29 protein-coding genes and 1 pseudogene are annotated in these 25,517 nt (G+C 77.4%); 17 read left to right on the plus strand and 13 right to left on the minus strand.

Going from position 1 to position 25,517, the window contains the following annotated elements:
- Nucleotides 1–26 precede the first annotated feature (26 nt).
- Nucleotides 27–536, minus strand: a complete 510-nt coding sequence (locus Cpa01nite_RS02750) for a MarR family winged helix-turn-helix transcriptional regulator (RefSeq protein ID WP_203667208.1) — start codon at nt 534–536, stop codon at nt 27–29.
- A gap of 104 nt (nt 537–640) precedes the next feature.
- On the opposite strand from Cpa01nite_RS02750, the gene Cpa01nite_RS02755 reads away from it, so the two are divergent.
- Genes Cpa01nite_RS02755 through Cpa01nite_RS02765 form a run of 3 tightly spaced genes read left to right on the plus strand, consistent with a single transcriptional unit; the run spans nt 641 to nt 2,347 of the window.
- Nucleotides 641–1,204, plus strand: coding sequence for an NYN domain-containing protein (locus tag Cpa01nite_RS02755; RefSeq protein WP_203667209.1), 564 nt, complete (start codon nt 641–643; stop codon nt 1,202–1,204).
- Between the two features lie 27 nt (nt 1,205–1,231).
- Nucleotides 1,232–1,846 carry a DUF1697 domain-containing protein gene (locus Cpa01nite_RS02760; protein ID WP_203667210.1) on the plus strand — a complete coding sequence of 205 codons (615 nt, stop codon included), beginning with the start codon at nt 1,232–1,234 and terminating at the stop codon, nt 1,844–1,846.
- Nucleotides 1,847–1,900: 54 nt separating this feature from the next.
- A complete protein-coding gene (locus tag Cpa01nite_RS02765; RefSeq protein WP_203667212.1) occupies nt 1,901–2,347 on the plus strand; it encodes an HIT family protein in 447 nt (148 codons plus the stop codon).
- 96 nt (nt 2,348–2,443) lie between these two features.
- Here Cpa01nite_RS02765 and Cpa01nite_RS02770 read toward each other — a convergent pair whose 3' ends face one another.
- Entirely contained in the window at nt 2,444–3,286 is an 843-nt protein-coding gene (locus Cpa01nite_RS02770; RefSeq protein ID WP_203667213.1) for an SDR family NAD(P)-dependent oxidoreductase, read from the minus strand.
- 146 nt (nt 3,287–3,432) lie between these two features.
- Between Cpa01nite_RS02770 and nhaA the strand changes: the two genes are divergently transcribed.
- Entirely contained in the window at nt 3,433–4,818 is a 1,386-nt protein-coding gene (gene nhaA, locus Cpa01nite_RS02775; RefSeq protein ID WP_239068474.1) for a Na+/H+ antiporter NhaA, read from the plus strand.
- Nucleotides 4,819–4,855: 37 nt separating this feature from the next.
- On the opposite strand, the gene Cpa01nite_RS02780 is transcribed toward nhaA, so the two are convergent.
- The 4 genes from Cpa01nite_RS02780 to Cpa01nite_RS02795 are packed head-to-tail and all read right to left on the minus strand — an operon-like array spanning nt 4,856 to nt 7,147.
- A complete protein-coding gene (locus Cpa01nite_RS02780; protein ID WP_203667216.1) occupies nt 4,856–5,371 on the minus strand; it encodes a DsbA family protein in 516 nt (171 codons plus the stop codon).
- 35 nt (nt 5,372–5,406) lie between these two features.
- Nucleotides 5,407–6,438: an NAD-dependent epimerase/dehydratase family protein gene (locus Cpa01nite_RS02785; protein ID WP_203667217.1), complete on the minus strand. Its 1,032-nt coding sequence runs from the start codon at nt 6,436–6,438 to the stop codon at nt 5,407–5,409.
- Nucleotides 6,435–6,956: a hypothetical protein gene (locus tag Cpa01nite_RS02790; protein ID WP_203667218.1), complete on the minus strand. Its 522-nt coding sequence runs from the start codon at nt 6,954–6,956 to the stop codon at nt 6,435–6,437. Before Cpa01nite_RS02790 ends, Cpa01nite_RS02785 begins: the two co-directional genes overlap by 4 nt.
- Nucleotides 6,953–7,147, minus strand: coding sequence for a hypothetical protein (locus tag Cpa01nite_RS02795; RefSeq protein WP_203667219.1), 195 nt, complete (start codon nt 7,145–7,147; stop codon nt 6,953–6,955). The genes Cpa01nite_RS02790 and Cpa01nite_RS02795 overlap by 4 nt, the downstream gene beginning before the upstream one ends.
- 158 nt (nt 7,148–7,305) lie before the next feature.
- Here Cpa01nite_RS02795 and mqo point away from each other — a divergent pair, with 158 nt between their 5' ends.
- From mqo to Cpa01nite_RS02815, 4 genes are all read left to right on the plus strand, one after another.
- The gene (gene mqo / locus Cpa01nite_RS02800; RefSeq protein WP_275406190.1) at nt 7,306–8,916 is read left to right on the plus strand and encodes a malate dehydrogenase (quinone); all 1,611 of its coding nucleotides are present in this window, start codon (nt 7,306–7,308) and stop codon (nt 8,914–8,916) included.
- A gap of 46 nt (nt 8,917–8,962) precedes the next feature.
- Nucleotides 8,963–9,568 carry a flavodoxin family protein gene (locus Cpa01nite_RS02805; protein WP_203667220.1) on the plus strand — a complete coding sequence of 202 codons (606 nt, stop codon included), beginning with the start codon at nt 8,963–8,965 and terminating at the stop codon, nt 9,566–9,568.
- Nucleotides 9,569–9,933: 365 nt separating this feature from the next.
- Nucleotides 9,934–10,650: a histidine phosphatase family protein gene (locus tag Cpa01nite_RS02810; protein WP_203667221.1), complete on the plus strand. Its 717-nt coding sequence runs from the start codon at nt 9,934–9,936 to the stop codon at nt 10,648–10,650.
- Complete coding sequence (locus Cpa01nite_RS02815) at nt 10,643–11,506, plus strand: NAD(P)H-hydrate dehydratase (protein ID WP_203667227.1); 864 nt, start codon at nt 10,643–10,645, stop codon at nt 11,504–11,506. The genes Cpa01nite_RS02810 and Cpa01nite_RS02815 overlap by 8 nt, the downstream gene beginning before the upstream one ends.
- A 156-nt stretch (nt 11,507–11,662) precedes the next feature.
- Here the strand turns inward: Cpa01nite_RS02815 and Cpa01nite_RS18465 are convergent.
- From Cpa01nite_RS18465 to Cpa01nite_RS02825, 3 genes and pseudogenes are all read right to left on the minus strand, one after another.
- Nucleotides 11,663–12,781: pseudogene (locus Cpa01nite_RS18465) on the minus strand (hypothetical protein); the annotation flags it as partial.
- Nucleotides 12,778–13,494, minus strand: a complete 717-nt coding sequence (locus tag Cpa01nite_RS18805; RefSeq protein ID WP_203667228.1) for an RNA polymerase sigma factor — start codon at nt 13,492–13,494, stop codon at nt 12,778–12,780. The pseudogene Cpa01nite_RS18465 and the gene Cpa01nite_RS18805, both read right to left, overlap by 4 nt.
- A 19-nt stretch (nt 13,495–13,513) precedes the next feature.
- Complete coding sequence (locus Cpa01nite_RS02825; protein WP_203667229.1) at nt 13,514–13,927, minus strand: peptidase inhibitor family I36 protein; 414 nt, start codon at nt 13,925–13,927, stop codon at nt 13,514–13,516.
- 78 nt (nt 13,928–14,005) lie between these two features.
- Between Cpa01nite_RS02825 and Cpa01nite_RS02830 the strand changes: the two genes are divergently transcribed.
- Nucleotides 14,006–14,506 carry an NUDIX domain-containing protein gene (locus Cpa01nite_RS02830; RefSeq protein WP_239068475.1) on the plus strand — a complete coding sequence of 167 codons (501 nt, stop codon included), beginning with the start codon at nt 14,006–14,008 and terminating at the stop codon, nt 14,504–14,506.
- Between the two features lie 68 nt (nt 14,507–14,574).
- Here the strand turns inward: Cpa01nite_RS02830 and Cpa01nite_RS02835 are convergent, their stop codons facing one another.
- Together Cpa01nite_RS02835 and Cpa01nite_RS02840 are read right to left on the minus strand one after the other, a co-directional pair.
- The gene (locus tag Cpa01nite_RS02835; protein WP_203667231.1) at nt 14,575–15,945 is read right to left on the minus strand and encodes an ATP-binding protein; all 1,371 of its coding nucleotides are present in this window, start codon (nt 15,943–15,945) and stop codon (nt 14,575–14,577) included.
- The gene (locus Cpa01nite_RS02840) at nt 15,942–16,595 is read right to left on the minus strand and encodes a response regulator transcription factor (RefSeq protein ID WP_203667232.1); all 654 of its coding nucleotides are present in this window, start codon (nt 16,593–16,595) and stop codon (nt 15,942–15,944) included. Before Cpa01nite_RS02840 ends, Cpa01nite_RS02835 begins: the two co-directional genes overlap by 4 nt.
- Before the next feature lie 94 nt (nt 16,596–16,689).
- On the opposite strand from Cpa01nite_RS02840, the gene Cpa01nite_RS02845 reads away from it, so the two are divergent.
- The 3 genes from Cpa01nite_RS02845 to Cpa01nite_RS02855 are packed head-to-tail and all read left to right on the plus strand — an operon-like array spanning nt 16,690 to nt 19,794.
- Nucleotides 16,690–17,940, plus strand: coding sequence for a hypothetical protein (locus Cpa01nite_RS02845; protein ID WP_203667233.1), 1,251 nt, complete (start codon nt 16,690–16,692; stop codon nt 17,938–17,940).
- Nucleotides 17,937–18,926, plus strand: a complete 990-nt coding sequence (locus Cpa01nite_RS02850; protein ID WP_203667234.1) for an ABC transporter ATP-binding protein — start codon at nt 17,937–17,939, stop codon at nt 18,924–18,926. Before Cpa01nite_RS02845 ends, Cpa01nite_RS02850 begins: the two co-directional genes overlap by 4 nt.
- Nucleotides 18,913–19,794: a DUF2705 family protein gene (locus Cpa01nite_RS02855; protein WP_203667236.1), complete on the plus strand. Its 882-nt coding sequence runs from the start codon at nt 18,913–18,915 to the stop codon at nt 19,792–19,794. Before Cpa01nite_RS02850 ends, Cpa01nite_RS02855 begins: the two co-directional genes overlap by 14 nt.
- Nucleotides 19,795–19,797: 3 nt before the next feature.
- Here Cpa01nite_RS02855 and Cpa01nite_RS02860 read toward each other — a convergent pair whose 3' ends face one another.
- Nucleotides 19,798–20,184: a DUF1304 domain-containing protein gene (locus tag Cpa01nite_RS02860; protein ID WP_203667237.1), complete on the minus strand. Its 387-nt coding sequence runs from the start codon at nt 20,182–20,184 to the stop codon at nt 19,798–19,800.
- Between the two features lie 75 nt (nt 20,185–20,259).
- Here Cpa01nite_RS02860 and Cpa01nite_RS02865 point away from each other — a divergent pair, with 75 nt between their 5' ends.
- The 4 genes from Cpa01nite_RS02865 (at nt 20,260) to Cpa01nite_RS02880 (ending at nt 23,184) form a co-directional block, all read left to right on the plus strand.
- Nucleotides 20,260–20,610 carry an ArsR/SmtB family transcription factor gene (locus tag Cpa01nite_RS02865; protein ID WP_203667239.1) on the plus strand — a complete coding sequence of 117 codons (351 nt, stop codon included), beginning with the start codon at nt 20,260–20,262 and terminating at the stop codon, nt 20,608–20,610.
- Nucleotides 20,607–21,095, plus strand: coding sequence for an SRPBCC family protein (locus Cpa01nite_RS02870; RefSeq protein WP_203667240.1), 489 nt, complete (start codon nt 20,607–20,609; stop codon nt 21,093–21,095). Before Cpa01nite_RS02865 ends, Cpa01nite_RS02870 begins: the two co-directional genes overlap by 4 nt.
- Before the next feature lie 140 nt (nt 21,096–21,235).
- Nucleotides 21,236–21,616, plus strand: coding sequence for a VOC family protein (locus tag Cpa01nite_RS02875; RefSeq protein ID WP_203667241.1), 381 nt, complete (start codon nt 21,236–21,238; stop codon nt 21,614–21,616).
- Between the two features lie 110 nt (nt 21,617–21,726).
- A complete protein-coding gene (locus Cpa01nite_RS02880) occupies nt 21,727–23,184 on the plus strand; it encodes a lipase maturation factor family protein (RefSeq protein WP_203667242.1) in 1,458 nt (485 codons plus the stop codon).
- Between the two features lie 133 nt (nt 23,185–23,317).
- Here the strand turns inward: Cpa01nite_RS02880 and Cpa01nite_RS02885 are convergent, their stop codons facing one another.
- The gene (locus tag Cpa01nite_RS02885; protein WP_203667243.1) at nt 23,318–24,541 is read right to left on the minus strand and encodes an ROK family transcriptional regulator; all 1,224 of its coding nucleotides are present in this window, start codon (nt 24,539–24,541) and stop codon (nt 23,318–23,320) included.
- A gap of 59 nt (nt 24,542–24,600) precedes the next feature.
- Between Cpa01nite_RS02885 and Cpa01nite_RS02890 the strand changes: the two genes are divergently transcribed.
- Nucleotides 24,601–25,470 (plus strand): LacI family DNA-binding transcriptional regulator, encoded by an 870-nt coding sequence (locus Cpa01nite_RS02890; protein ID WP_203667247.1) that lies wholly within the window; start codon nt 24,601–24,603, stop codon nt 25,468–25,470.
- Nucleotides 25,471–25,517: the final 47 nt, after the last annotated feature.

Consider the following 25,517-nt stretch of genomic DNA (forward strand, 5'->3'; position numbering starts at 1 on the left):
GTCCCCCGGGACCTCCGGGCCGCGGGTCAGGGCGCCGCGGCGCCGCGGTCCCCCTCGGCGCCGCGGTCGAGGTCCGCGATGCCGGGCTGGGCCGCGCGCAGGTCGCCCGCCACCCGGGTCAGGGCGGCGAGCTGCTCGGCGTCGAGCGCCCCGCCCACGTAGTGCGCGATCGCCTGCACGTGCCGCCGGCCGACCTCCCGCTGCAGCGCGGCGCCGTCGTCGGTGAGCGCGACCAGGACCCCGCGGCCGTCGCCCGGGGCCGGCGCGCGCCGCACCCAGCCGTCCTCCTCCAGCCGCTCGACCATCCGGCTGAGGCTCGGCTGGCTCAGCAGGCTCGACTCCGCGAGGTCGCGCAGCCGCAGGCCGCCGGGCGCGCGGGACAGCGTGAACAGCACGTCGTACTCGCGCAGGGAGACGCGGTCCCAGATCGGGTCGCGCTGGAGCCGGCGCATGATCGCGACCTGCGCCCGGAACAGCTCCTCCCACGCGACCGCCGCCGCCCGCACGTCCACCGCCGCCGCGTCCTGCACCGTCATCGCCGCCCCGTCCGTTCCATGCGTTCGCATCTACCCCCAACCCAACCGCGGGCGTCCGCGCCGTGTTCCCCGGGCGGGGCCGGGCGCGCGGCTACGCTGGCCCGATGCAGAACGACGGCGTCCGATCGACGTACGTGCTGGTCGACGGCGAGAACATCGACGCGACCCTCGGCTCCTCCATCCTCAACGGCCGGCCGACCCCCGAGCAGCGGCCCCGCTGGGAGCGGGTGCTCGAGTTCGCGCACCGCACCTGGGGCCAGCAGCCGCGCGGCCTGTTCTTCCTCAACGCCACCAGCGGCACGCTGCCGATGTCGTTCGTGCAGGCGCTGCTGGCGATCGGGTACCAGCCGATCCCGCTCGCCGGCGAGGGCAAGGTCGTCGACATCGGCATCAAGCGCACGCTCGAGGCGCTGGCCGACCGGCCGGGCGACGTCCTGCTCGCCTCGCACGACGGCGACTTCGCGCCCGAGATCGAGGCGCTGCTCGGCGGCGACCGCCGGGTCGGGCTGCTGGCGTTCCGCGAGTTCACCAGCACGGCGCTGAGCCACCTGGCCGACCGCGGCCTGCAGGCGTTCGACCTCGAGACCGACGTCAAGGCGTTCAACGTGACGCTGCCGCGCCTGCGGATCATCCCGCTCGACGAGTTCGACCCGCTGCGCTACCTCTGACGGCCCGCGGGCGGGCAGAGTGGGGCCATGGCGACCGCCGACCCCGCCGAGCCCGCCCGGGCGGACGACCCCGCCGCGCCCGGACCCGTCGTGCCCGGCGAGCGGGTGCTGGTCCTGCTGCGCGCCGTCAACGTCGGCGGCACGTCCGCGCTGCCCATGGCGGACCTGCGCGCCGCGGCCGTCGACCTGGGGCACGGCGCCGTCGCGACCCACCTGACGACCGGCAACCTGCTGCTCGTCCCCGGGCCCGGTTCCCCCGCGGACCTCGCCGGCCTCGCCGCCGCCCTCACGGCCGACCTCGCCGCGCGCCTCGGCCGCGCGCTGGCGCTCACCGTCCGCACCCGGGCGCAGGTCGACGACCTGGTGGCCGCGAACCCGTACCCCGGACCGGCGGCGAGCGACCCGTCGCACCTCGTCGTGGTCTTCCTCGACGGGCCGGCGGCGCACGGGGGCCGGATGGACCTCGCCGGGTACGGCCGGGAGCGCGGCACCTGGCGCGGCAGCGAGGGCTACGTGCACTACCCGGACGGCATCGGCCGGTCGAAGGTCACCGCCGGGGTGCTCGACCGGATGTCCGGGCGCACGGGCACGGCCCGGAACTGGCGGACGGTGCTGGCGCTGCAGGAGAAGCTGGCGGCCTGACGGCGGGGCGCGCGGCCCGCGCGCCGCCCGGGGGCCCTCGCTACCGTGGCCCGCATGACGACCCTGTTCACCCGCATCATCGACGGCGAGATCCCCGGCCGGTTCGTCTGGGCCGACGACCGCGCGGTGGCGTTCGGCACCATCGCCCCGATCACCGACGGCCACGTGCTGGTCGTGCCGCGCGCCGAGGTGGCCTCGTTCACCGAGGCCGACGACGACCTGCTCGCGCACCTCGCGGTGGTCGCCAAGCGGATCGGCCGCGCCCAGCAGGCCGCGTGGGACGCGCCGCGGGCCGCGCTGCTCGTCGCCGGGTTCGAGGTGCCGCACCTGCACCTGCACGTGCTGCCCGCCTGGGGCGAGGGCGAGCTGAGCTTCGCGAACGCCCGGCACGACGTCCCCGCGGAGCAGCTCGACGCGGCGGCCGAGCGCCTGCGCGACGCCCTGCGCGTCGCCGGCGAGGCGGCCCACGTCCCGGCCGCCCTGAGCAGCCCGGCACTCTGACCCCGGCCGCCCGCGCCCGAGTGGAAGATCCGGCCCGACACGCACCGGCGTGTCGGGCCAGATCGTCCACTCGTCTCCAGCGGGCAGCCCGGGGCGTCAGGCGACCGGGTCGTCCTGGCCGTACGGGGCCAGGCGCAGCGTGCGCGCGTCCGCCGCCACGATGCGGTCCGCCAGCGCCGCGAGGCTCTCCGGGGTGTCGGTGCCCGCGCGCACGAACCGGCCGCGCAGCGCGTCCAGCCGGCCCGACCCGAACGCGTCGACCAGCTCCACCGTGGCCTCGACCGGGGTCCACTCGGTGCGGTCGTCGTGCAGCGGCATCGCCTGGGTCATGTCGGTGACGACGACCCCGGGCGCGACGTCGAGCACCGTGACCCCGCGGTCGGCGTACTGCGCGTCGAGCATCGTGGTGAGCCGGGCCAGCGCGCCCTTGCTGATCCCGTAGCCGGTGTAGACCGGCGACGGCCGGTGCCCCGAGCCCGAGTTGATGTTGACGACGTGCCCGGAGCCGCGCTCCAGCATCGCCGGCAGCACCGCGTGCGCGAGCAGCAGCGGGCCGCGCACGTTCGTCTCGATCACGCGCCACACGTCCTCGACGTCGTCGGCGACCAGGTCGACCTCGGCGCGCTCGATGACGCCGGCGTTGTTCACCAGCAGGCCGATCCCGCCGAGCGCCTCCTCGACCCGCGCCACCGCGGCCACGACCGCCTCGCGGTCCACGACGTCGACGACCTCGACCACGACCTGCGCGCCGGGCCGCGCGGCGCGGGCCTCCTCGGCGACGGCGTCGAGGTGCGCGCGGGTCCGGCCGACCAGCGCGACGTCCCAGCCTGCGCGGACCAGGCCGAGCGCGAGGCCGCGGCCGATGCCCCGGCCGGCACCGGTGACGAGGGCGGTCCGCGGGGCGGTCGTGGCGGCGGGGCGGGTGTCGGGGGTCGTCATGCCCCCCATCGTCGCGCATGGCGGGCGCCCTCTCCCGCCGCCCCCGCCGCGGTCGGCATACTGGCGCTGCTCGCCGCGTTGTCCGACGTCGGGGCGCACCCCGTCCCCCGTCAGCCGCCCGTCACCGACCACGAGGGGAGCCGCCCGTGGCCACGGACGCCGCCGACCCGACCCGCACCACCCCCGGACCGTCGCTGCGCGTCCGCCTGCCCTCCGTCAGCCCGTCGGTGCGGACCTTCCTCGCGACCGAGGCCGGCAGCGCCGTGTTCCTGCTCGCGGCGACCGTGCTCGCGCTCGTGTGGGCGAACTCGCCGCTGTCGGGCTCGTACGACGCGCTGTGGTCGACCTCGGCCGGGTTCCACCTCGGCCCGTTCGGGCTGGACCTCGACCTGCACCACTGGGTGAACGACGCCGCGATGGCGGTGTTCTTCTGCGTGGTGGGTCTGGAGATCAACCGCGAGGTCACGAGCGGCGAGCTCCGCGACCGGCGCACGATCGCGGTCCCGGCGCTCGGCGCGCTGGGCGGGCTCGCGGTGCCGGCCGTCATCTACCTGCTGTTCAACGCGGGCACCGAGGCCGCGCACGGCTGGGGCGTCGTCATGTCGACCGACACGGCGTTCCTGGTCGGCATCCTGGCGCTGTTCGGGCCGGCGTGCCCGGACCGGCTGCGGCTGTTCCTGCTGACGCTGGCGATCGTCGACGACATCGGCGCGATCACCGTGATGGCCCTGTTCTACAACGACGGCGTCGACGCGCCGGCGCTCGGCGTCGCGGGCGCGCTGGTCGTCGCGATGCTCGTCATGCGGTGGCTCGGCGTGTGGCGGCTGACGCCGTACGCGCTGGCCGGCATCGCGCTGTGGTTCGCGGTGAACGCGTCCGGCGTGCACGCGACGCTGGCGGGCGTGCTCGTCGGCCTGCTGCTGCCGTCCCGGCCGATGGCGCGCGACCACGTCGAGCAGGCGCCGCGGTGGACGGAGGGCCTGGTCGCGGAGCCGACGGCGGACCGGGAGCACCTCGCCGAGCTCGCGGCGCGCGCGACGGTGCCCGCGAGCGAGCGGCTGCAGCGGCTGCTGCACCCGTGGTCGGCGTTCGTGATCGTCCCGGTGTTCGGCCTGGCCAACGCGGGCGTGCGGCTGGACGCCGAGGCGCTGCGCACGGCGGCCACCTCGCCGGTGACGATCGGCATCGCGGTCGCGCTCGTCGCCGGCAACACGATCGGCATCACCGGCGCGGCCAGCCTCGCGATCCGCACCGGGCTCGGCCGGCTGCCGGGGCGGGTGCGCTGGGGCCACCTGCTGGGCGGCGCGGTGCTCGCCGGGATCGGGTTCACGATCTCGCTGTTCATCGCCGAGCTCGCGTTCGAGGGCGCGCTCGTGGAGCAGGCGAAGATCGGCATCCTGGCCGGGTCGCTGGTCGCCGCGGTGCTCGGCACCGTCCTGCTGCGGATCCTGGGCGACCGGCTGCCGCTGTGCTCGCCGGACGACGAGCTGCCGACGGGACTCCCGCCGCGGCCGTGGGTCGCCGGGTCCTGACCCGGGCCGGGGCGCGGCGCCCGCGGAGGACCGCGCCTCAGCGCGCGGGCAGCGCCTCGGCGACCGCCGCCCGCAGCGCCGGCAGCTCGACCGGGCCGCGGTACCGCTCGCCCTGCACCAGCAGCGTCGGCGTCCCGCGGATCCCGAGCCCGAGCCCCTGGACGTAGTCGGCCTCGACCAGGTCGGCGAACCGCTGGGCCCCCGGCCCGGCGACCGTCGCGGGGTCGAGCCCGAGCCGCGCGCCGGCGGCCCGCAGGTCGGGCTCCGCCAGCCGGTCCTGCTGGGCGAACAGCAGCGCCTGCATCTCCCAGAACAGCCCCCGCTCGGCGGCGGCCTCGGCCGCGAGCGCCGCGATCAGCGCGTGCGGGTGCACCTGGAACAGCGGGAAGTGCCGCCAGACGAGTCGCACCCCGCCGCCGGACTCCTCGACGAGCGTGCGGAGCACCGGTGCGGCGGACCGGCAGTACGGGCACTCCAGGTCCCCGTACTCGGTGATCGTGACGGGGGCGGCGGGGTCGCCGAGGACGAGCCGCGGGGCCGGGGCGTCGGACATGACCCCAGCATGCCCGGCCCCGACCCCGTCCGCGGTCAGCGCGGCCGCATCGGCGGGCTCGCCGTGCCCGCGCCGCGCACGATCCCGGCGACCAGCTGCCGCATCGCCTGCACGCCGGTGTACCGCGGCCGGAACCCCAGCTGCCGCTCGGCCCGCCCGGTGTCCATGATCGGTGCCGAGGCGCCCATGTCGAACCAGCCGGGGCCGATCGGCGCGAGCCGCGCGTGCCACGCGAGGGACAGCGCCGTGCGCACCGGGGCGTGCGGCACCTCGCGCCAGCGGCCCCGCGACACGACGTCCGCCACGTCGGCGGCCCGGACGACGCCGGGGCCCGCGATGTTGAACGGCCCGCGCGCCTGCCGGACGACCGCCTCGCGGAACGCGTCGGCGAGGTCGTCGGCGTGCACCGCCTGCACCCGGAACCCGGCCGGCCACGGCAGCACCGGCAGCCGGCCGTCGAGCACGCCCGACGGGACGAACGGGCCGAGGAAGTACCGCTTGATCTCGTGGCCCGCGGCGTGCTGGAACACCAGCGCCGGGCGCAGCCGCGCGATCGTCAGCGCGGGGTGCCGGAGCTCCGCCTCGTCCAGCAGCCGCTCGACCGCGACCTTGTCGACGCTGTAGTCGGAGGTCCGGACGCCGCCGGTGTCCCACTCCTCGTCCCGCGGGTCGTCGGAGTACGACGGGCTGTACGCGCCGATCGACGACGCGACGACCAGGTGCGGGACGTGCGCCGCGACGACCGCGTCCAGCACCCGCCGCATGCCGTCGACGTTGACCCGCCGGAGCTGGTCGCGGTCGTGGCTCGGCTGGATCAGCCAGGCGAGGTTCACCACGGCGTCCGCGCCGGCGAACACCCGGCGCAGCCGCTCGACGACCGGCCCGTCCGGCCCGCGCTCGCCGATGTCGACCGCGTGCCAGTCGGCGGTGTCGTACGGCGCCGGGGGCGTGCGCCGGGGCGCACGGCGGGCGACGCCCGCGAGCGCGGTCACGGTGGGGTCGTCCCGGAGGCGCCGCAGCACCGCCGTGCCGACGTTGCCGCTCCCGCCCACGACGACGACCCTCATCGCGCCTCCTCCGGCCGACCGGGCTCGCCGTCCGCGGCGAACGCCTGCTCCCGCGCGACCTGGCCCAGCCGGGTCAGCGTCGCGATCTGCTCGTCCGCCTGGTCCAGCAGCCGCTGCAGGTGCCCGGCGTCCAGGCCCAGGTCGTCCGCCCAGATGTGCAGCGTCTCCCACAGGCCCCGCTTGGCGATGACCGCGCCGCGCATCAGGTCCATCTCCAGCACGGCGGTCAGGGGCGACTGGTCGGCGAGCCGGCCGTTGGGCTTGAGCCGGCCGGCCCGCTCGACGACCGCGAGGCCCAGCCGCTTGACCACCGAGGGCCGCACGCCGAGCCGGTACGCGGTGTCCCGCAGCCACTCGCGCTCGTCCGTGACCTCCCGCGCGATGCGCGCGAGCGCGGGGCCGAGCGGGGTGTCGGCGTAGGCGTCGGCCATCCGGCCGAACCGCGCGCTGCCGCCCGTCGCCCCGGCGAGGTGGTCGCCGAGGTACGAGTCGAGCAGCGTGCGGTCGAGCTCCCTCACGGGGCGTCGGCGCCGCCGCCGTCCGCGTCGTCCCGGGGGTTGAGGTTCGCGGCCTCGGCGTCGGTGTCGGCGTCGGACCGCGCGTCGCCGCCGTCGGCCTGCTCGCCCGTGCGCGGGTTCAGCATGTCCGGGTCGGAGTCCGGGTCCTCGGCGGGGTCGTAGCCGTTCTGCGTGGTGTCGTCGGTGCTCATGGGCCCACGCTGGCACCAGGGCGCCGGGCCCGCACGCCGAACGGCGGCCCTCGCGCGGCGCGACCGGTGCCGTCCCACCACTCAGGGACGATCGTCCCTGGCGCCCGCTGGGCGACCGTGGTGCACGACCAGCCGCCCGCGCTGGTTACCATCGAGTCGTGCCCTCAACTGTCGAGCCGGTCGATGTCGTCCTGGTCGGTGGCGGGATCATGTCCGCCACGCTCGCCACGCTGCTCTCGGAGCTCGAGCCCTCGTGGCGCATCGAGATCGTCGAGCGCCTGGACGGGATCGCGCTGGAGAGCACCGACGCCTGGAACAACGCCGGCACCGGCCACGCCGCGCTCTGCGAGCTGAACTACACGCCCGAGCGCGCCGACGGCACGATCGAGATCGGCAAGGCCGTCACGATCAACAAGCAGTTCGCGCTGTCCTGCCAGCTCTGGGACCACCTCGTCGACGAGGGCCGGCTGCCGCACGACGGGTTCCGGTCCCCGGTCCCGCACCTGACCTTCGTGCGCGGCGCCGACGACGTCGACTACCTGCGCCGCCGGTACGCCGCCCTGTCGGCCCACCCGCGGTTCGCGCACCTCGAGTACTCCGAGGACCCGGAGACCATCGCGTCCTGGGCGCCGCTGGTCATGGCCGACCGCGCGCCGGACGAGCCCGTCGCCGCGACCCGCGCGACCGACGGCCTCGACGTGGACTTCGGCACCCTGACCCGGCTCATGGTCGACGACCTCGTCGCCCGCGGGACGACGGTCCGCCTGCAGCACGAGGTCCGCCGGATCCGCCGGCGGCGCGGCGGCGGCTGGCGGCTGCAGCTGGTCGACCGGGCGTGGAACGCGAGCCCGAGGCGCACGACGCTGGACGCGCGGTTCGTGTTCATCGGCGCGGGCGGCGGCGCGCTGCGGCTGCTGCAGGCCTCGGGCATCGACGAGATCAAGGGCTACGGCGGCTTCCCGATCAGCGGCCAGTTCCTGCGCACCACCGACCCCGCGCTGGTCGAGCAGCACCGCGGCAAGGTCTACGGCAAGGCCGCCGTCGGCTCCCCGCCCATGTCCGTGCCGCACCTCGACACGCGGGTGGTGGCCGGGCAGCCGGCCCTGATGTTCGGCCCGTACGCCGGCTGGAGCATGAAGTTCCTCAAGGCCGGCTCGTGGACCGACCTGATCCGGACCGTGCGGCCGGGCAACCTCGTGCCGCTGCTCGCGGTCGCGCTGCACAACCTCGACCTGCTCAAGTACCTGGTGTCCGAGGTGCTCGCGACGCGCGACGCCCGGCTGCGCACGCTGCGCGGGTTCATGCCCGCCGCCCGCGACCGCGACTGGGAGATGATCACCGCCGGCCAGCGCGTGCAGGTCATCAAGCGCGGCAAGGGCGGCGGTGTGCTGGAGTTCGGCACCGAGCTCATCACCTCCGCCGACGGGTCCATCGCGGGCCTGCTCGGCGCCTCGCCGGGCGCCTCCACCGCGGCGTCCGCGATGCTCGACCTGCTGCGCCGGTGCTTCCCCGACCGGTTCGCCGGCTGGCGGCCGCGGCTCGAGGCGATGATGCCGCAGCTCGCGGAGACGGCGGCCCGCGGCACGGGCGCGGCACCCGGCGGCGGCGAGGCGCCCGACGCCGACCCCGACCTCGAGACCGACGACCCGACGAGCCCCGCGGACGGCACGGAGGGCGTCGGGTACGAGCCCGGCCCGGAGCCGCGTCCCGCGGTGCGCCGGCCCGCACGCCCCACGCCGCCGCGGCGCCGGGACACCCCGGTCGCCTGAGGCCGCCCCGGTCGCCGGACCGGGGTGGGTGCGGGACCGTGGGTCCATGAGAGCCGTCGTCCTGAACTGCACGCTGAAGCCGTCGCCGCAGCCGTCGAACACGGACGCGCTCGCCGGGGTCGTCGTCGAGGCCCTGGAGGGCCACGGCGTCGAGGTCACCACGATCCGCCTGGCCGACCACGACATCCCGCCGGGGGTCGAGTCCGACCTCGGCGGCACCGACGAGTGGCCGGCGGTCCGCCGCGCGGTGCTCGACGCCGAGATCCTCGTCGTCGCCACGCCGACCTGGGTCGGGCACCCGTCGTCGATCGCCCAGCGGATGCTGGAGCGGATGGACGCGATGATCTCGGAGACCGACGACGACGGGCGCCCCGTCGCCTACAACCGGGTCGCCGGCGTCGTCGTCACCGGCAACGAGGACGGCGCCCACCACGTGATCTCGGAGATCGCGGGCGGGCTCGTCGACATCGGGTTCACGATCCCCCCCCAGGCGTGGACGTACTGGAACCGCGGCCCGGGCCCGGGGCCCGAGTACTCCAGCACCGACGAGGGGCACGAGTGGAGCCGCTCGACCGGGCGCGCGATGGCGCAGAACCTCGTCGGGGTCGCCCGGGCGCTCGCCGCGGCGCCGCTGGGTCCGCCCGCTTCCTGACGCAACGCGCGCCGGCACCGCCGCGCGGGCCCACCGCCGCGCGGACGCACCGCCGCGCGGGCCGGAGACGCACCGCGGCCCCCGGGAGCGCACCGCTCCCGGGGGCCGACCTGGTGCGGCGGTCCGGTGCCCGAGCCGCCCCCTGCGGGCTCGGACGCCGGTCCGCCGCGCGCCCGGGAGGTGCCCTCCGCACCGCCCGCGCGCGTCACCCCTGTACTCCGCAGGTGATGACGATCCGTCACACCGTCGGCGTGTGACCTCGATCACACGCCGTGACAGCAGTCACGGCGAGCCGTCGCAGGACGGCGCGACGCCCCGGCGACGCCGCGGATGCGGGCCCCGGCGGGCCCTGCCACCGTGGGGGCATGACCAGCAGACTCGTGCTCGTCCGCCACGGGGAGAGCGAGGGCAACGTCGCCGCGACCAGCGCCGAGCGCTCCGGGGAGCAGACCGTCGGCGTGCCCTGGCGGGACGCCGACACCCCCCTGTCCGCCACCGGCGAGGAGCAGGCCCGCGCCCTCGGCGCCCACCTCGCGACCCTGCCGCCGGACGAGGCGCCCGAGGTCGTGTGGTGCTCCCCGTACGTCCGCGCCCGCCGCACGGCGGAGCTCGCGCTCGAGAAGGCCGGCCTGCCGCTCCGCACCGTGGTCGACGAGCGGCTGCGCGACCGCGAGCTGGGCATCCTCGACGGCCTGACGAGCCACGGCGTGGACGCGCGGTTCCCGGACGAGGCCGCGCGGCGCGACCGGCTCGGCAAGATGTACTTCCGGCCGCCGGGCGGGGAGTCCTGGGCCGACGTCGCGCTCCGGCTGCGGTCCGTGGTCGGCGACATCGAGCGCCACGAGGACGGCCGCCGGGTGCTGGTCGTCTGCCACGACGCGGTCATCTGGCTGCTGCGCTACGTGTGCGAGGGCATGACCGAGGACCAGCTCATGGCGCAGGTCGCCGAGCACAGCGTGCGGAACGCCTCCGTCACCGTCCTGGTCGGCGGGCCCGGCGGCTGGCGCGCCGAGGTCGTCGACGACGTCGCGCACCTGGCCGGCGCGGACGTCACCGAGCACCCGGGGCAGGGCGATGACTGACCCGGCCCCGCTGACCCCCGCCCTGCTGCGCGACTGGCCGCTGCCCGCGCGCGACGGCACCAAGGACTCCCGGGGCGGCGTGCTCGTCGTCGGCGGCGCGCGCCGCACGCCCGGGGCCGCGGCGCTCGCCGGGCTGACCGCGCTGCGGATCGGCGCCGGCCGGCTCACGCTCGCCGTGGCGGAGTCCGTCGCCGCCCCGCTCGCGGTCGCCACCCCGGAGGCGGGCGTGCTCGCCCTGACCGAGGACGAGGACGGCTCCCCCACCGGCGAGACGCCCCCGCACCTGGCCGCCGAGCTCGAGCGCGCGGACGCCGTCGTGGTCGGCCCCGGCCTGGACGAGCCCGAGGGCACCGCCGCGCTGGTCCGCTCCGTGCTCGGCGCGCTCGAGGGCCGCGACGCCGCGGTGCTGCTCGACGCCTTCGCGCTCGGGGTGCTGCCGGGGCTGCGCGACGAGGTGACGCTGCCCGCGCGCACCGTGCTCACGCCGAACCTCGCGGAGGCGGCCCGGCTGCTCGACGTCGACGAGGCCGACCCCGACGACGCGGCGGCGCGGGTCGCCGGGCGGTGGGGCGCCGTCGTCTCCTGCGCGGGCACGATCGCGCACCCCGACGGCCGGACGTGGGCGTCGGCGACCGGCTACGCCGGGCTCGGGACGTCAGGCAGCGGTGACGTGCTGGCCGGGGCGATCGCCGGGCTCCTCGCCGGCGGCGCCCCCGCCGAGCAGGCCGCGAGCTGGGGCACCGCCGTGCACGGTGCCGCCGGGGACCGCCTGGCGGCCCGCGTCGGCCCGCTGGGCTACCTGGCGCGCGAGCTCGCGGACGAGGTCCCCGCCGTCCTCGTCGAGCTGCAGGCCTGACGGGGCGGCGCCGGCCGACCCGTCCGGCCCGGCGCGGCCGCCGCCCGGCTCGGCGACGTGGTCGGCGGCCACCTCGTAGCGGAACTGGGTGACGGTGGGCTCGTCGATGCCGGCGGCCTCCGAGCGCAGCGTGACCTCCTCGTGGCCGGACAGCCGGCCGGTGGACGCGTCGACGAGCAGCACCTGCACCGCGTCGACCGGTGCGTCCGCCTGCGGGGGCACCGCGAGCGCCACCGCCCGCCGCCCGGTGCGGTCCGTGACCTCGCCCGCCAGGGTGAGTCCGGGCTCGTCCGCGAGGACGGTCCACAGCGCCGCCTCGAACGCCGACGGCAGCACGTACCCGTCCGTGGTGGCCGTCACCGCGCGGTAGAGGCACCAGGCGGCGTCCGGGGTGTCCGGGCCGCAGCCGACCGCCGCGCCGCCCGCCAGCTCGAGCAGCCCGGCGCGCAGCGTCGCCGGGTCCGCGGACAGGTCGGTGAACCGGTCGGGGTCGAGCGTCCCGGCGGGCAGCCGGTCGACCGCCGCGTCGGCCGGGGCCGTGTCGACCGCCGCGAGCCGGCCGTCCTCCCCGAGGTGCGCGCCGCGCCACTCCAGCGCGGTGAGCGCGCCGTCCGGCTCCAGCCAGGTCTCCCGGACGACGGGGTCGACGGTGGAGGTGGAACCGTCCGCGCCCACGACGGTGCTGAGGTACCAGGCCTGCGAGCGCACGTGCTGCACGTCGCCCGCGGGCTCGGGGTCGACCTGGTCGGCGGCGGTGGCGGCGAGCTCGAGCAGCGTCTCCCGCGCCGGCGCGCCCTCGCCCGCGGCGAGGTCCTCGGCCGCGACGGGCAGCGCGAGCAGCGGTGGCGAGCCGCTCGCGACCGCGGCGGGCGGGTCGTGCAGGGGCAGCAGGGCGAGGACGGTGCCGCCCACCGCGGCCGCGGCGACGCCCGCCGCCGCGGCCAGCCAGCGGCGGCGGGGGGTCCAGGTGCGTCGGGCGGCACGGGTCAGGGGGACGACCCGTGCGGGGTCGGCGGGGTCGGCGGGGTGGGTGGGGTCCGCGTCGGCCGCGTCGGCGGCGTCCGTGGCACCGGCCGGGTCGTCGGCCCCGGCGGCGCCGGCCGGGCCCGCGGCGCCCGCCGGGCCGGACGCGAGGATCCGCGCGAGCAGCGCCTCGTCCCCGGGCAGGGCGACGGGCGCGGGCTCGGCGGCGCCGTGCGGCGCGAGCAGGGCGCGCAGGGCGTCCGCCTCGGCGCGGGCGGCGTGCAGCGCGGCGTCGCGGTCGTCGTCGGTCACCGGCCCCTCCCCCCTCGTCCCGCGGCGCCCGGTCCGGGCCTGCCGTCGTCGGTCGTGCCGTCCTGCCCCGTGCCGTCCTGCCCCGCGCCGTCCCGCTCCTCGCGGCCGAGCCTCCCGCCGCCGGGCCCGCCTCCGTCGACCACCCCGCCGCCGGGCCCGCCTCCGTCGACCACCCCGCCCGCGAGCGCCGCGGCCAGCCGGGCGCGCGCCCGGGAGAGCCGCGAGGTGAGCGCGCTGGGCGAGCAGCCGAGCACCTCGGCCGCCTCGCCCGGCGTCAGCCCGCCCCACACCGTCAGCGACATCGCCTCGCCCTCGGCCGGCGGGAGCAGGGCGAGCAGCCGCCGCGCCAGGTCGTCGCCGGCCAGCCGGTCGGCCGGGTCCGGGACCGGTGCGCGGGTGGGCTCGGCCGCCGCGGCGCCGGCGACGCTGCGCAGGACGCGGCCGTGCTGCTCGCGCACGTGCAGCACCTTGTTCCGCGCGACCCCGAACACCCAGGGCCGCAGGCCGTCGTCCGCGGCGGGCGCGTCGCCCCACCGGCGCCACAGCACCAGGAAGGTCTCGGAGACGACGTCCTCGGCCAGGTCGTCCGGCACCTGCCGCCGGGCCCAGCCGCGGACCTGCGGGGCGAGCAGGCGGTACGCAGCGGCGAACGCCGCGGCGTCGCCGTCCTCCGCGAGGGCGCGGTCGCCGCCCTCGTCGCCCCCTGCCCCCACGCCGTCCTCAGGTCGCTCGTCAGCATGTCGTCGCAGTCATCGTACGGACCGACAGGCTGCCCACGGACGTGCTCGGCGTCTGCGCGCCGGCGTTCCAGCAGGTCGTGGACCCGGTGCCGCCCGACCCGGAGTAGGTGCGCACGTCGAGCGCCATGCGGTTCCAGACCGACCCCGCGCTCCCGAGGGTCGTCGCCTGCAGTCCCGTGGCGCCGGTGGACCAGAACGCGCCGGAGAACCCCGTGCCGCTCCACAGGCAGAACCGGCCCGCCGCGCACTGGCTGCTGCTGTACCCGGTCACCTCGACCGGCCCGGCGGGGTCGTCGTCCGCGGCGCCCGCGGGCACGGCGGAGGCGCCCAGGGCGAGGGCGACGGCGCCGACGACGAGGGCGGCGCGCAGGCGACGGACGGGCGGGTGCTGCACATGAGGGTTCATCCCGGCACGCTGCCCGGCCGTCACGCGCGCCCGCCTGTGAGATACCTCACACGGCGGGTCGTGGCAGAGTCGTGCCCCGTGACCGACCGCTACGCGCCCGACGACCGCTACGCCGCCGACGACCACCTGGGCCACCGCTCGCTGCTCGTCGCCGCCGCCTACGTGCTGCTGCTCCGCGGGGACGAGGTGCTGCTGCAGCTCCGGCACGGCACCGGGTACATGGACGGGCGGTGGGCGACGCTCGCCGGGCACGTCGACCCCGGGGAGTCCGTGCACGAGGCCGCCGTCCGGGAGGCCGCCGAGGAGGCGGGCATCCGCGTCGACCCCGTCGACCTCGAGCCCGTGACGACGCTGCACCGGTTCGAGCGCGGCGGCCCGCAGGTCGAGCAGCGGTGCGACTGGTTCTTCGCCGTGCGGCGCTGGTCGGGCGAGCCGGCCGTGGCCGAGCCCGACAAGGCCGTCGAGATGCGCTGGTTCCCGCTGGGCGCGCTGCCCGACCTGGTCGTGCCGCACGAGCGCCTCGTGCTCGACGGCCTGCGGGACGGCGCGCTGCCCGCGGTGGTGTCGCTGCCCTCCTGACCCCGCGGCGACGCGGGCGCACCAGGCGCACCGACCGCCCCGGCCGCCCCGGGCGGCGCGCCGCCGCCTCACGGCAGCCGCAGCTCCACCCGCAGCCCGGGCGCCCCGTCCGCGCGGGCGCCCAGCACGACGTCGCCGCCGTGCTCCCGGGCCACCTCGCGGGCGATCGCCAGCCCGAGCCCGGACCCGCCGCCCGGGCGCGCCCGGGCCGCGTCGAGCCGCACGAACCGCTCGAACGCCCGCTCCCGGTCGTCCTCGGGGACGCCGGGCCCGTCGTCGACGACCGCCACCCGGCCCTCGGCGACCTCGACCCGCACGGCGACCGCGGCGTGCCCCACCGCGTTCTCCACCAGGTTCCGCACCACCCGCCCGAGCGCGGCCGCGTCCCCGCGCGCCCGGCCCGCGCCCGTCACCTCGACCGCCACGTCCCCCGGCGTCCCGGCCACCGCGAGCGCCGTCGCCGACCGCGCGACCTCGGCGAGGTCGACCTCGGCGTCCGGCACCGGCCGGGACCCGAGCCGCGCGAGCAGCAGCAGGTCGTCGACCAGCGCCTGCATCCGGCGCACCTGGTCCCCGAGCCCGGCGACGAGCTCCCCCGGCGCGTACGCCGCGGGGTGCGTCGCCGCGACCTCGAGCTGCGCCCGGAGCGCGGCGAGCGGCGTGCGCAGCTCGTGCGCGGCGTCCGCCACGAACGCCCGCTGCCGGCCCGCGGCCACCTCCAGGCGGTCGAGCATCTCGTTCAGCGTCCGGGCGAGCGCCCCGATCTCGTCGTCGGTGCCCGGGTCCGGGAGCGAGCCGGGGCCGCCCGCCCGCGCCACCTGCGCCGCCGCGGAGCGCAGCCGCTCGACCGGCCGCAGCGCCCGCCCGAGCGCCACCCAGATCGCGGCGGCGAACAGGGCCGTGACCACCGGCACCACCCCGGCGAGCGCGAGGCGCAGCGCGCGCAGCAGGCCCTCGACCTCGCCGACCGGCACCGTCGCCACGACCACCTCGCCGTCGGGCGCCGCCCCGCCCGGCACCGCGACCGCCACCCGCGCCGCCGGGTCGTAGGCCGACGCGTCGGTGCCGGCCACGACCGGCGAGCCCGACCGCACCGCCTGCGCCCGCAGGTCGGCCAGCGCGCCGGGCGGCAGCACCGGCAGCGTCCGGCTCGCGGTGGTCGAGGACGCCACGACGCGTCCGTCCGCGTCGATCACCTGCGCGATCTCCCCCGGCTCGGCCACCGGCAGCGCCTCGGGCACCTGGTCGCCGGCCACGAGCGCCGCCACCGTCGCGGCCCGGTCGCGCACCACCTCGTCGAGGGCCGCGACGCGGCCGCGGGACAGCACCGTGCTCAGCACCACCGCGCCGACGACCAGCGCGAGGCAGAGCAGCCCGGCGGTGAGCACGGTGAGCCGGGCGCGCAGCGACCACGGCGCCCGGCGCGCCCCGTCGGTCACCCCGCGACCCGGTAGCCCGCGCCACGCACCGTCGCGATCGCCTCGCGGCCGAGCTTGCGGCGCAGGTAGCCGACGTAGACCTCGACCACGTTGCCGTCCTCGCCGGGGCCGTCCCAGACGTGGTCCCGGAGCTCGACCTTGCCGACGACGCGGTCGGCGTGCCGCATGAGGTACTCGAGCAGCGCGAGCTCGCGGGCCGTCAGGTCGACCGGCGCGCCGGCGCGGGTCACGGTGCGCGCGGCGGGGTCGAGCACCAGCTCGCCGGCGGTCAGCACCGCGGGGCGCAGCTGCGGCGGGCGGCGGAGCAGGGCGCGGATCCGCGCGACCAGCACCACGAACGAGAACGGCTTGGTCAGGTAGTCGTCGGCGCCGACATCCAGGCCGTCGGCGACGTCGTGCTCCCCGTCCTTGGCGCTGAGCAGCAGCACCGGGGTCGTGACGCCCGCGGCGCGCAGGTCGGTGACGACGTCGTAGCCGTTGCGGCGCGGCAGCATGATGTCGAGCACGATCGCGTCGTAGTCCCGGTCGGTGGCGAGGTCCAGCCCGGCCGCGCCGTCGTACGCCACGTCGACCGCGAACCCCTCGGCCGTCAGCCCGCGGCGCAGGGCGTCCACCAGCCCGCGCTCGTCGTCCACCACCAGCACCCGCACCCCGGCAGCATCCCACCGCGCGGGGCCGGAGCGGGGACCGGGCGACCGACCGGCTCTCAGCGCGGCCTCAGCCTCGGGGGCGCACAGTGGACGCATGGCCGACAACGAGACACCCCGTCGCACCCTCTCCGCGCGCGGCCGCTGGGCCGTCCCGGGCGTCGTCGCCGTGGCGGTCGCCGCGGCGGTCGGCGTCCCCGCGCTCGCCTCCGCGGACTCCGCGGGCCCGCCCGACGTGACGCCGGCCGAGCTCCTGACCCGCGTCGCCGAGGCCGAGCCCACGCCCGTCCAGGGCACCGTCGTCTACACCGCCCGCCTCGGCCTGCCGGAGCTGCCGGCCGAGATGACCGGCGCCGACCCGCTCAACCTGCTCGGCGGATCGTCGACGCTGCGCGTCTGGTCCGACGGCGCGGAGCGGTCGCGCGTCTCGCTGCTCGGCGCCACCTCCGAGTACTCGGTCGTGCACCACGGGCCCGAGGCGTGGACCTACTCCTCGACCGACGACGCCGTCACGCACTACACGCTCGACCCCGAGGACGTGGCCCGGTACCGGGCGCTGGCCGAGCGGGTCGAGGCCGCGCCGTCCGCCGGCGCCGACCTGCCCACCCCGGCCGACGCCGCGGCGCAGGTGCTCGCGCACGCCGAGGAGGACGCGGACGTGACGGTCGACCGGCCGACCACCGTCGCCGGGCGCGACGCCTACCAGCTCGTGGTCAGCCCGACCGACGACGCGACGCTCGTGTCGCGCGTGGTCGTCGCCGTCGACGCCGAGACCGCCCAGCCGCTGCGGGTGCAGGCGTGGTCGACCTCCGACGGCGAGGCGCCCTCGCTCGAGGTCGGGTTCACCGACGTCGCGTTCACCGCCCCGGACGCCTCGGTGCTCGACTTCTCCGCCCCGGCGGGCGCCACGACCGAGGAGGTCGTCGTGCCGCTGCCCGAGGTCCCGGCGGACGTCGCGGCCGGCACCGTGCCGGACGACCCGGCCGGTGCGCTGCCCGAGGGCGTCGCGGTCACCGGCTCCGGCTGGTCGACCGTCGTCACCCTGAGCGACGTCGACGTCGCGGGCCTGGTCGGCGGCGACGCCGCCTCGCTCGCCACGGTGCCCGGCGCCGAGCGGGTGCTGGGCTCCGAGGAGGCGCAGGACCTGGTGCAGCAGTTCGTGCCCAGCGACTCCGACGGCACGCCCGGCAAGCCGTCGCTCGACACCACGGCGCTGTACGACCAGCTCACCACGGAGGTCCCCGAGGGCCGGCTGCTGAGCTCGACGCTGCTGTCCGTGCTGATCACGGACGACGGCCGGGTGCTGGTCGGCTCCGTGCCGGCGGACGCGCTGCGCGCCGCGGCATGACCAGCACGCACGACGCCGACGGCGACCTGGCCGTCCGGACCGCGGGTCTGACCAAGCGGTTCCGGTCCGGGCAGGTCGCCGTCGACGGCCTCGACCTGGCGGTGCCGCGCGGCGCGGTCTACGGCTTCCTGGGCCCGAACGGGTCCGGCAAGACGACGACCATCCGGATGCTGCTCGGGCTCGCGCACCCGACCGCCGGGCGCGCCTGGCTGCTCGGCTCCCCGATGCCCGACGCCGCGGCGCGCGTGCTGCCCCGGGTCGGCGCGCTCGTCGAGGGCCCGGCGTTCCACCCGTACCTGTCGGGCCGGGCGAACCTCGCGCGGCTCGACGCGGGCGACGCGACCGCCGACCCGCGCACGAGCCGGCGCCGCGCGGACGCCGCGCTCGACCGGGTGGGGCTGTCGGCCGCGGCCACGAAGCCGTACCGGCAGTACTCGCTCGGCATGAAGCAGCGGCTCGGCCTCGCCGCCGCGCTGCTCCAGCCGCGCGACCTGCTGGTGCTGGACGAGCCGACCAACGGCCTGGACCCCCAGGGCACCCGCGAGGTGCGGCACCTCGTCCGGGAGCTCGCCGACGGCGGCGCGACCGTCCTCGTGTCGTCCCACCTGCTCGCCGAGATCGAGCAGGTGTGCACGCACGTCGGGATCATGAGCCGCGGACGGCTGCTGCTGCAGGGCGAGCGCGCGGCGCTCACCGAGCGGGAGGCCGCCCGCCTCGCCGTGACGACGCGCGCGGGCCAGGCCGACGCGGCCGCCGAGGTGCTGCGCGGGCTGGGGCTCGCCGACGTCGCGCGGGACGGGCGCGCGCTGCCCGGCGGCGCGGGCACGGCGCGGCTCACCGCGGCGCTCGGCCCGACGCCGCCGGAGAAGGTGTCGGCCGCGCTGGTGCACGCCGGGGTCGACCTCGTCGGGCTCGAGGTCGACCGGCCGAGCCTGGAGCAGGTGTTCGTGGAGCTGACCGGGGAGGGCTTCGATGTCGCGCGCTGAGGTGCTGGACGGACCGGGCGCCGGCCTGCCGGTCGCCGCGCCCGCGCCGGTCGCGTTCGCCCGGCTGCTGCGGTCCGAGCTGCGGCTGGTGCTCGGCCGGCGGCGCAACCTCGTGCTGCTCGCGGGGCTCGCGCTGGTGCCGGTCGTCATCGGGACGGTGCTCCTGGTCACCCGGGACAGCGCGCTGTCCGGGCAGGGGCCGGCGTTCCTCGCGCAGGTGACGGGCAACGGCCTGTTCCTGGTCGTGGCCGCGCTGTTCCTCTGCCTGCCGTTCCTGCTGCCGCTGTGCATCGGCATCGCGTCGGGCGACGCCGTCGCGGGCGAGGCGTCCGCGGGCACGCTGCGCTATCTGCTGGTCGTCCCGGTCCCCCGCACCCGCCTGCTGCTGGTCAAGGCGCTGGCCGCGCTGACGTTCGCCGCCGCCGCGGTGCTGGCGGTCGCGGTCACCGGGCTCCTGGTGGGGGCCGCGTTCTTCGGCGTGCAGGACGTCGTGCTGCTGTCCGGCAGCACCGTGCCCGTCGGCGAGGGCGTCGTGCGGGTCGCCGGGATCGTCGCGTACGTCGGGCTGTCGCTGACCGGGCTGGTGGCCGTCGGGCTGTTCTTCTCCACGCTCACCGAGGTGCCGGTCGGCGCCATGGCCGCGACCGTCGTGGTCGCCGTGGTGTCGACGGTGCTGGACTCGCTGCCGCAGCTGTCCGCGATCCACCCGGGGCTGCTCACGCACCACTGGTTCGACTTCGCGGAGTTCCTCCGGGTGCAGGTGGACTGGGGCGTCGTCGGGTCCGGGCTCGCGGTGCAGGCGGCGTGGGTGGCGGTGTTCGGGTCGCTGGCGTGGGCGCGGTTCACCACCGCGGACGTGACGTCCTAGGGGTCAGGCGAGCAGACCGGCCACCGTCGCGACGACGGCGAGCAGCGGGAACGCGCCCTGCTTCACCGCGGCCCGCGCCTTGTCCCGCGACGACAGCAGCAGCACCAGCGCCGCGGCGAGCATCGACCCGGTGCCGGCGAGCACGAGCGCCGCGCCCACGGCCTCGGCGCCGGTCGCCGTCGCGACGACCCCGGCCGCGGCGACCACCGCGAGGAAGAGGTTGTAGAAGCCCTGGTTGTACGCGAGCTCCCGCGTGGCCGCGGCGCCCTCCGGCGTGGTGCCGAACACCGCGCGGGTCCGGTCGGACGTCCAGGTCAGCGACTCGAGCACGAAGATGGAGACGTGCACGAGGGCCGCGAGCGCGGCGAGCACGAGTCCGGCGGCGATCATGCGGGCCAGTCTGCCGTGCCACCCCGCACGCCGGGGCCTTGTGACCCGCGCCACACCCGAGTAACGTGCAACCACATGGTTGTACGTCAGTTGGACCCCGCCGAGGTGGACCGGGTGTTCGCCGCGCTGGCCGACGCCACCCGCCGCGACATCGTCACGCGGGTGCTGCGCCGGGAGGCGTCGGTGAGCACGCTCGCCCGCTCCTACGAGATGAGCTTCGCCGCCGTGCAGAAGCACGTCGCCGTGCTCGAGCGGGCGCACCTCGTGACCAAGCAGCGGCACGGCCGCGAGCAGGTCGTCCACCCCGACGTCGCGACCATCCGGGCCGCCGCACGGCTGCTCGACCACTACGAGGAGCTCTGGCGCGGCCGCATCGACCGCATGTCCGAGGTCCTCGGCGACACGCGAGAAGGGGACGCGCCATGACCGTCGTGGACACCATCAAGGACACCGATGCCCGCACGCTCACCGTGGTGACCGAGCTCGACGCCCCGCCCGAGCGGGTGTGGCGCCTGTGGTCCGACGCGGGCCAGCTCTCCCGGTGGTGGGGGCCGCCGTCCTGGCCGGCCACCTTCACCGCCCACGACCTGACCCCGGGCGGCGGGTCGAAGTACCACATGACCGGCCCGGACGGCACCGAGGCGCACGGCTGGTGGCGGGTCCTCGCCACCGACGAGCCGCGGTCGCTCGAGGTCGAGGACGGGTTCGCCGACGCCGACGGCAACCCGGACGACTCCCTGCCGGTCACGACGATGCACGTCGACCTCGCCCCCGTCGACGGCGGGACCCGGATGACCATCACCTCCCGGTTCGCCAGCGCGGAGGCGCTCGAGCAGGTGCTCGGGATGGGGATGGCCGAGGGGATGCGCGAGGCGATCGGGCAGATCCCCGCGCTGCTCGCGGAGGGCTGAGGGCCGGCGCCGGTCGCGGCGGTGCCCGGGCACCCCGCGGCCGGCGGCGCTCGCCCCCTCGACCCGCGGCGCGGCCGTCAGCCCTGGTGGTCGCGGCGGTGGGAGCGCTACCGTCCGTCGGGACATCGAGGAGGACGCCCGTGCACCGCAGCCGGATCTCGACCCTGCTCATCGACGCGCCGCACGCCGAGGCCGCCGCGGCCGCCGCGTTCTGGTCCGCCGCCACCGGCGTAGCCGCGTGGTCGGTGCCCGACGAGGCGCAGTTCACGCACCTGGACGACCCGATCCCCGGGCTCGTCGCCGCCGTCCAGTCGATCGGCGGGCCCGCGCGGTACCACCTCGACATGGAGACGGACGACGTCGCCGCCGAGACCGGCCGGCTCCTCGGGCTGGGCGCGGTCGAGGTCGGCGGCTGGCTGGACTGCCGGACGCTGCGCGTGCCGGGCGGGCACCTGCTGTGCGTCATCCCGGTGCACAGCGACCCCGCGGAGTTCGCCGAGCACGCCCACGTCTGGCCCTGACCCCGCTCCTCCTCCCGACCCGCTCGCCGAGATGGCACCTCTCGGCTGTGCGCGGGCGTGCGTCGACAGCCGAGAGTTGCCATCTCGGCGAAGGGGGCGAGGCTGAGGGCGTGGAGTGGTTCGACGCGGAGCGGTACACGATCGCCCGGGAGATCGCGCAGCGCGGGGTCGCCGCGGTGTACGTGCTGGCGTTCGTCACCGTGCTGCGGCAGTTCCGGCCGCTGCTCGGGGAGCGCGGTCTACTGCCGGTGCCGTCGTTCACGGAGCGGGTGCCGTGGCGGGCCTCCCCCAGCCTGTTCTTCGCGCGGTACTCCGACCGCCTGCTGGTCGCCGTCGGCTGGACCGGGGTGGTCGTCGCGGCGGCGCTGGTGGCCGGGCTCCCGCAGCAGGGACCGCCGTGGCTGCCGCTGCTGGCGTTCGGCGTGCTCTGGGTGCTCTACCTGTCGGTGGTCAACGTCGGGCAGACGTTCTACGGGTTCGGCTGGGAGTCGCTGCTGCTCGAGGCGGGGTTCCTCGTCGCGTTCCTCGGCTCGGACGCGGTCGCGCCCCCGTGGACCGTGCTGGCGCTGCTGTGGTGGCTCGTGTTCCGCCTCGAGCTGGGCGCGGGGCTGATCAAGTGGCGCGGCGACCCGGCCTGGCGCGACCTGACGGCGCTGTACTACCACCACGAGACCCAGCCGATGCCCGGTCCGGCGAGCCGGCTGTTCCACCTGCTGCCGAGGCCGCTGCACCGCGTCGAGGTCGCCGCGAACCACGTCGCGCAGCTGGTGGTGCCGTTCGGGCTGCTGGTGCCGGGCCCGGTCGCGAGCACCGCGGCGGCGATCATGGTGGTCACCCAGCTGTGGCTGGTGCTGTCCGGCAACTTCGCCTGGCTGAACTGGCTGACGATCGTCCTCGCGGCGTCGGCGGTCGACGACGGGTCGTGGGCGGCGGTGCTGGGGCTGGTGGGGGTCGACGCCGCCGCCGCCGCGTCGGCCGCGGCCGACCCGCCCGCCTGGTTCGTCGTCGTCGTGCTCGCGGTCAGCGCGCTGTGCGTCGTGCTGTCCTACTGGCCCGCCCGCAACCTGGTGTCCCGGCACCAGCGGATGAACGCGTCGTTCAACCCGTTCCACCTGGTCAACGCCTACGGTGCGTTCGGCACGATCACCCGGCGCCGCACCGAGGTGGTCGTCGAGGGCACCCGGGACGCCGACCCCGAGGACGCGACGTGGGCGGAGTACGGGTTCCGCGGCAAGCCCGGGGACGTCCGGCGGCTGCCGCGGCAGTACGCGCCGTACCACCTGCGGCTCGACTGGCTGATGTGGTTCCTGGCGCTCGGGTCGTCGGCCCAGCTGCGCTGGTTCGTGCCGTTCCTCGCGAAGCTGCTCGAGGCCGACCGCCCGACGCTGCGGCTGCTGGCGGACGACCCGTTCGGCGGCGAGCGCCCCCGCTGGGTCCGGGCGCGGCTGTACCGGTACCGGTTCGCCACGCCCGCGGAGCACCGGGCGACCGGCGACCGGTGGGTGCGCGAGGACCAGGGGCTGATGATCGACGCGGTCGACCTGCGCCGGCTGGCGCGCGGCGGCTGAGCCGACTGGGCATCGGACGCGTCGAGCGGGCATCCCGTGGCTGCCCGCTCGACGCGTCCGGTGCCCACTCGCGCCCCGGCTGAGCCGGGCGCGCCCCGGCTGAGGCGGGCGCGTCCCGGCTGAGGCGGGTGCGTCAGGCCCGGCGCGGCGCCAGGTCCTCCTGGAGCACCAGCGCCGCCGCGCCGACCGCCGCGGCGTCCGCCACGTGCGCGGCCAGCGCGACCCGCACCCCGTGCCGGTCGGCCGCGTGCAGCTCGGCCCGCAGCCGCCGCTCGACCACCGCCGCGTACAGCGACCCCGCCGTGCTGAACGCCGGGCCGGCGAGCACGACCGAGTCCACGTCGAGCAGGTTCGCGACGGTGACGACGGCGTCCGCGAGGTACTCCGCGGACTCCGCCACGAGCTCGCCCGCGAGCGCGTCGCCCTGCACCGCCGCGGTCGCCACGGCGCCGAAGTCGGTGATCGGGTCGCCGTCGGCGCTCAGCCGCACCGAGGTGTCCCGGCCCGCGGCGACCGCCTCGCGCGCCCGGCGGGCGACCGCGTGCGGCGCGGCGAGCTCCTCCAGCGTGGGCCCGGGCTCGTGCCCGGACCGGTGCAGGTGCATCCGCCCGAGCGGGCCGGCGTTGCCGCTCGCGCCCCGGTGCACCCGCCCGCCCACCACGACGCCCGCGCCGATCCCGGCGCCCATGTGCAGCGTGCAGTGCGCCACCGACCCGGCGGTCCGCCCGGCCCACACCTCGCCGACCGCCGCGGCGGTCGCGTCGTTGTCCAGCACCACGGGCAGGCCGACGGCCTCCGCCAGCCGGTCGCGCACCGCGAGGCCCTGCCAGCGGTGCAGCGAGCGCGACACGGTGATCGCGCCCGCGTCGAGGTCGAGCGCGCCGGGCACCGCCAGGCCGACGCCGGCGACCCGGTCCCGCCCGATGCCGGAGGCGCGCAGCAGCACGTCGACCTCCCGGGCGATGCCGGCGAGCACGTGCTCCGGGTCCAGCTCGCGCGCGCCGCGCACCCGGGTCCGGGCGACGACCGCGCCCCGGGCGTCGATCAGCACCACGACCACCCAGTCGGCGCCGAGCTGGACGCCCACGGCGCACCGGGCCAGCGGGTCGAGCGTGAGCATCACGCGTGGCTTGCCACCGGTCCACTCCCGCGCGCCGGACTCGCGGAGCAGGCCCTGGTCGAGCAGCGCGCGCACGGCGTGCGAGATCGCCGCCGGGGTGACCCCGGCCAGCTCCGCGAGCTCCACGCGGCTGATCGGCCCGCGCGTCCGGACGAGGTCGAGCACCCGGGAGCCCGTCGTCGACAGCGCCCGGCCGCCCCGCCGCCCGGCGCCCCGCGGCACCTCGACGCCGTCCATGGCGCTCAGCATGGCACGGCGTCGCACCCCCGCCGCGCCACCCGTGCGATGCTGCGCCCATGACGACGCCGACGCCGCCCGACCGGCGGCCGGGCAGCGGGATCCGCGTCGGGCTGGCGCTGCTGCCCGCCGACGACGACGGCGCCCTCGAGCCCTTCTACACGGACCTGCTCGCCGGCATGGAGGAGGAGCTGGACGCGCACGGCGCCAGCGTGTTCGTGCACGTGGTCCCCGACCTGGACGCGGAGCTGGTGGCGTACCGCCGCTGGGCCCGGGACGGGCTGGTCGACGCCGTCGTGATCTCCGACCTGGTCGAGGACGACCCGCGCGAGCAGGCGTGCCGCGACCTCGGGCTGCCATCGGTGCTGCTCGGCGGCGAGCCCGGCGACGGCCGGTGGGTCGTCGACTACGACAACGACGGCGCGATGCGGACCGCCGTGGCGTTCCTCGCCGGGCTGGGCCACCGGCGGGTCGGCTGGGTGTCGGGACCGGAGCGGTACCGGCACACGCGGGTGCGCGGCGCGGCGTTCCGGGACGCCGCCGCGGCGGCCGGCGTCGTCGGGCTGCACCGCGAGGGCGACTACGGCGCGGCCAGCGGCGCCGCGCGCACCGCGGAGCTGCTGGCGCTGCCCGAACCGCCGACCGCGATCGTGTACGACAACGACCTCATGCCGCTCGCCGGGTTGCGCGAGGCCGCGCGGCTCGGCGTCCGGGTCCCCGAGGACCTGTCGGTGCTGGCCTGGGACGACTCGGCGAACGTGCGGATCTCGCACCCCCCGCTGTCGGTGGTGAGCCGCGACGTGCACGAGCTCGGGGCGCTGACCGCCGAGGTGCTGCTGCGGGCGGTCGCCGGCGGCCCGCCCGCGACGACGGGCACCCCCGGCGCCCGGGTGGTCGCCCGCGGCAGCACGGCCCCGCCGTCCCGCTGACCCCGCGACCCCCACCCGGGCTCCGCCGCCGAGACCGGCAGCCCGGG

Origin of the sequence: Cellulomonas pakistanensis, assembly GCF_016862755.1 — a bacterium.
GTDB lineage: Bacteria > Actinomycetota > Actinomycetes > Actinomycetales > Cellulomonadaceae > Cellulomonas > Cellulomonas pakistanensis.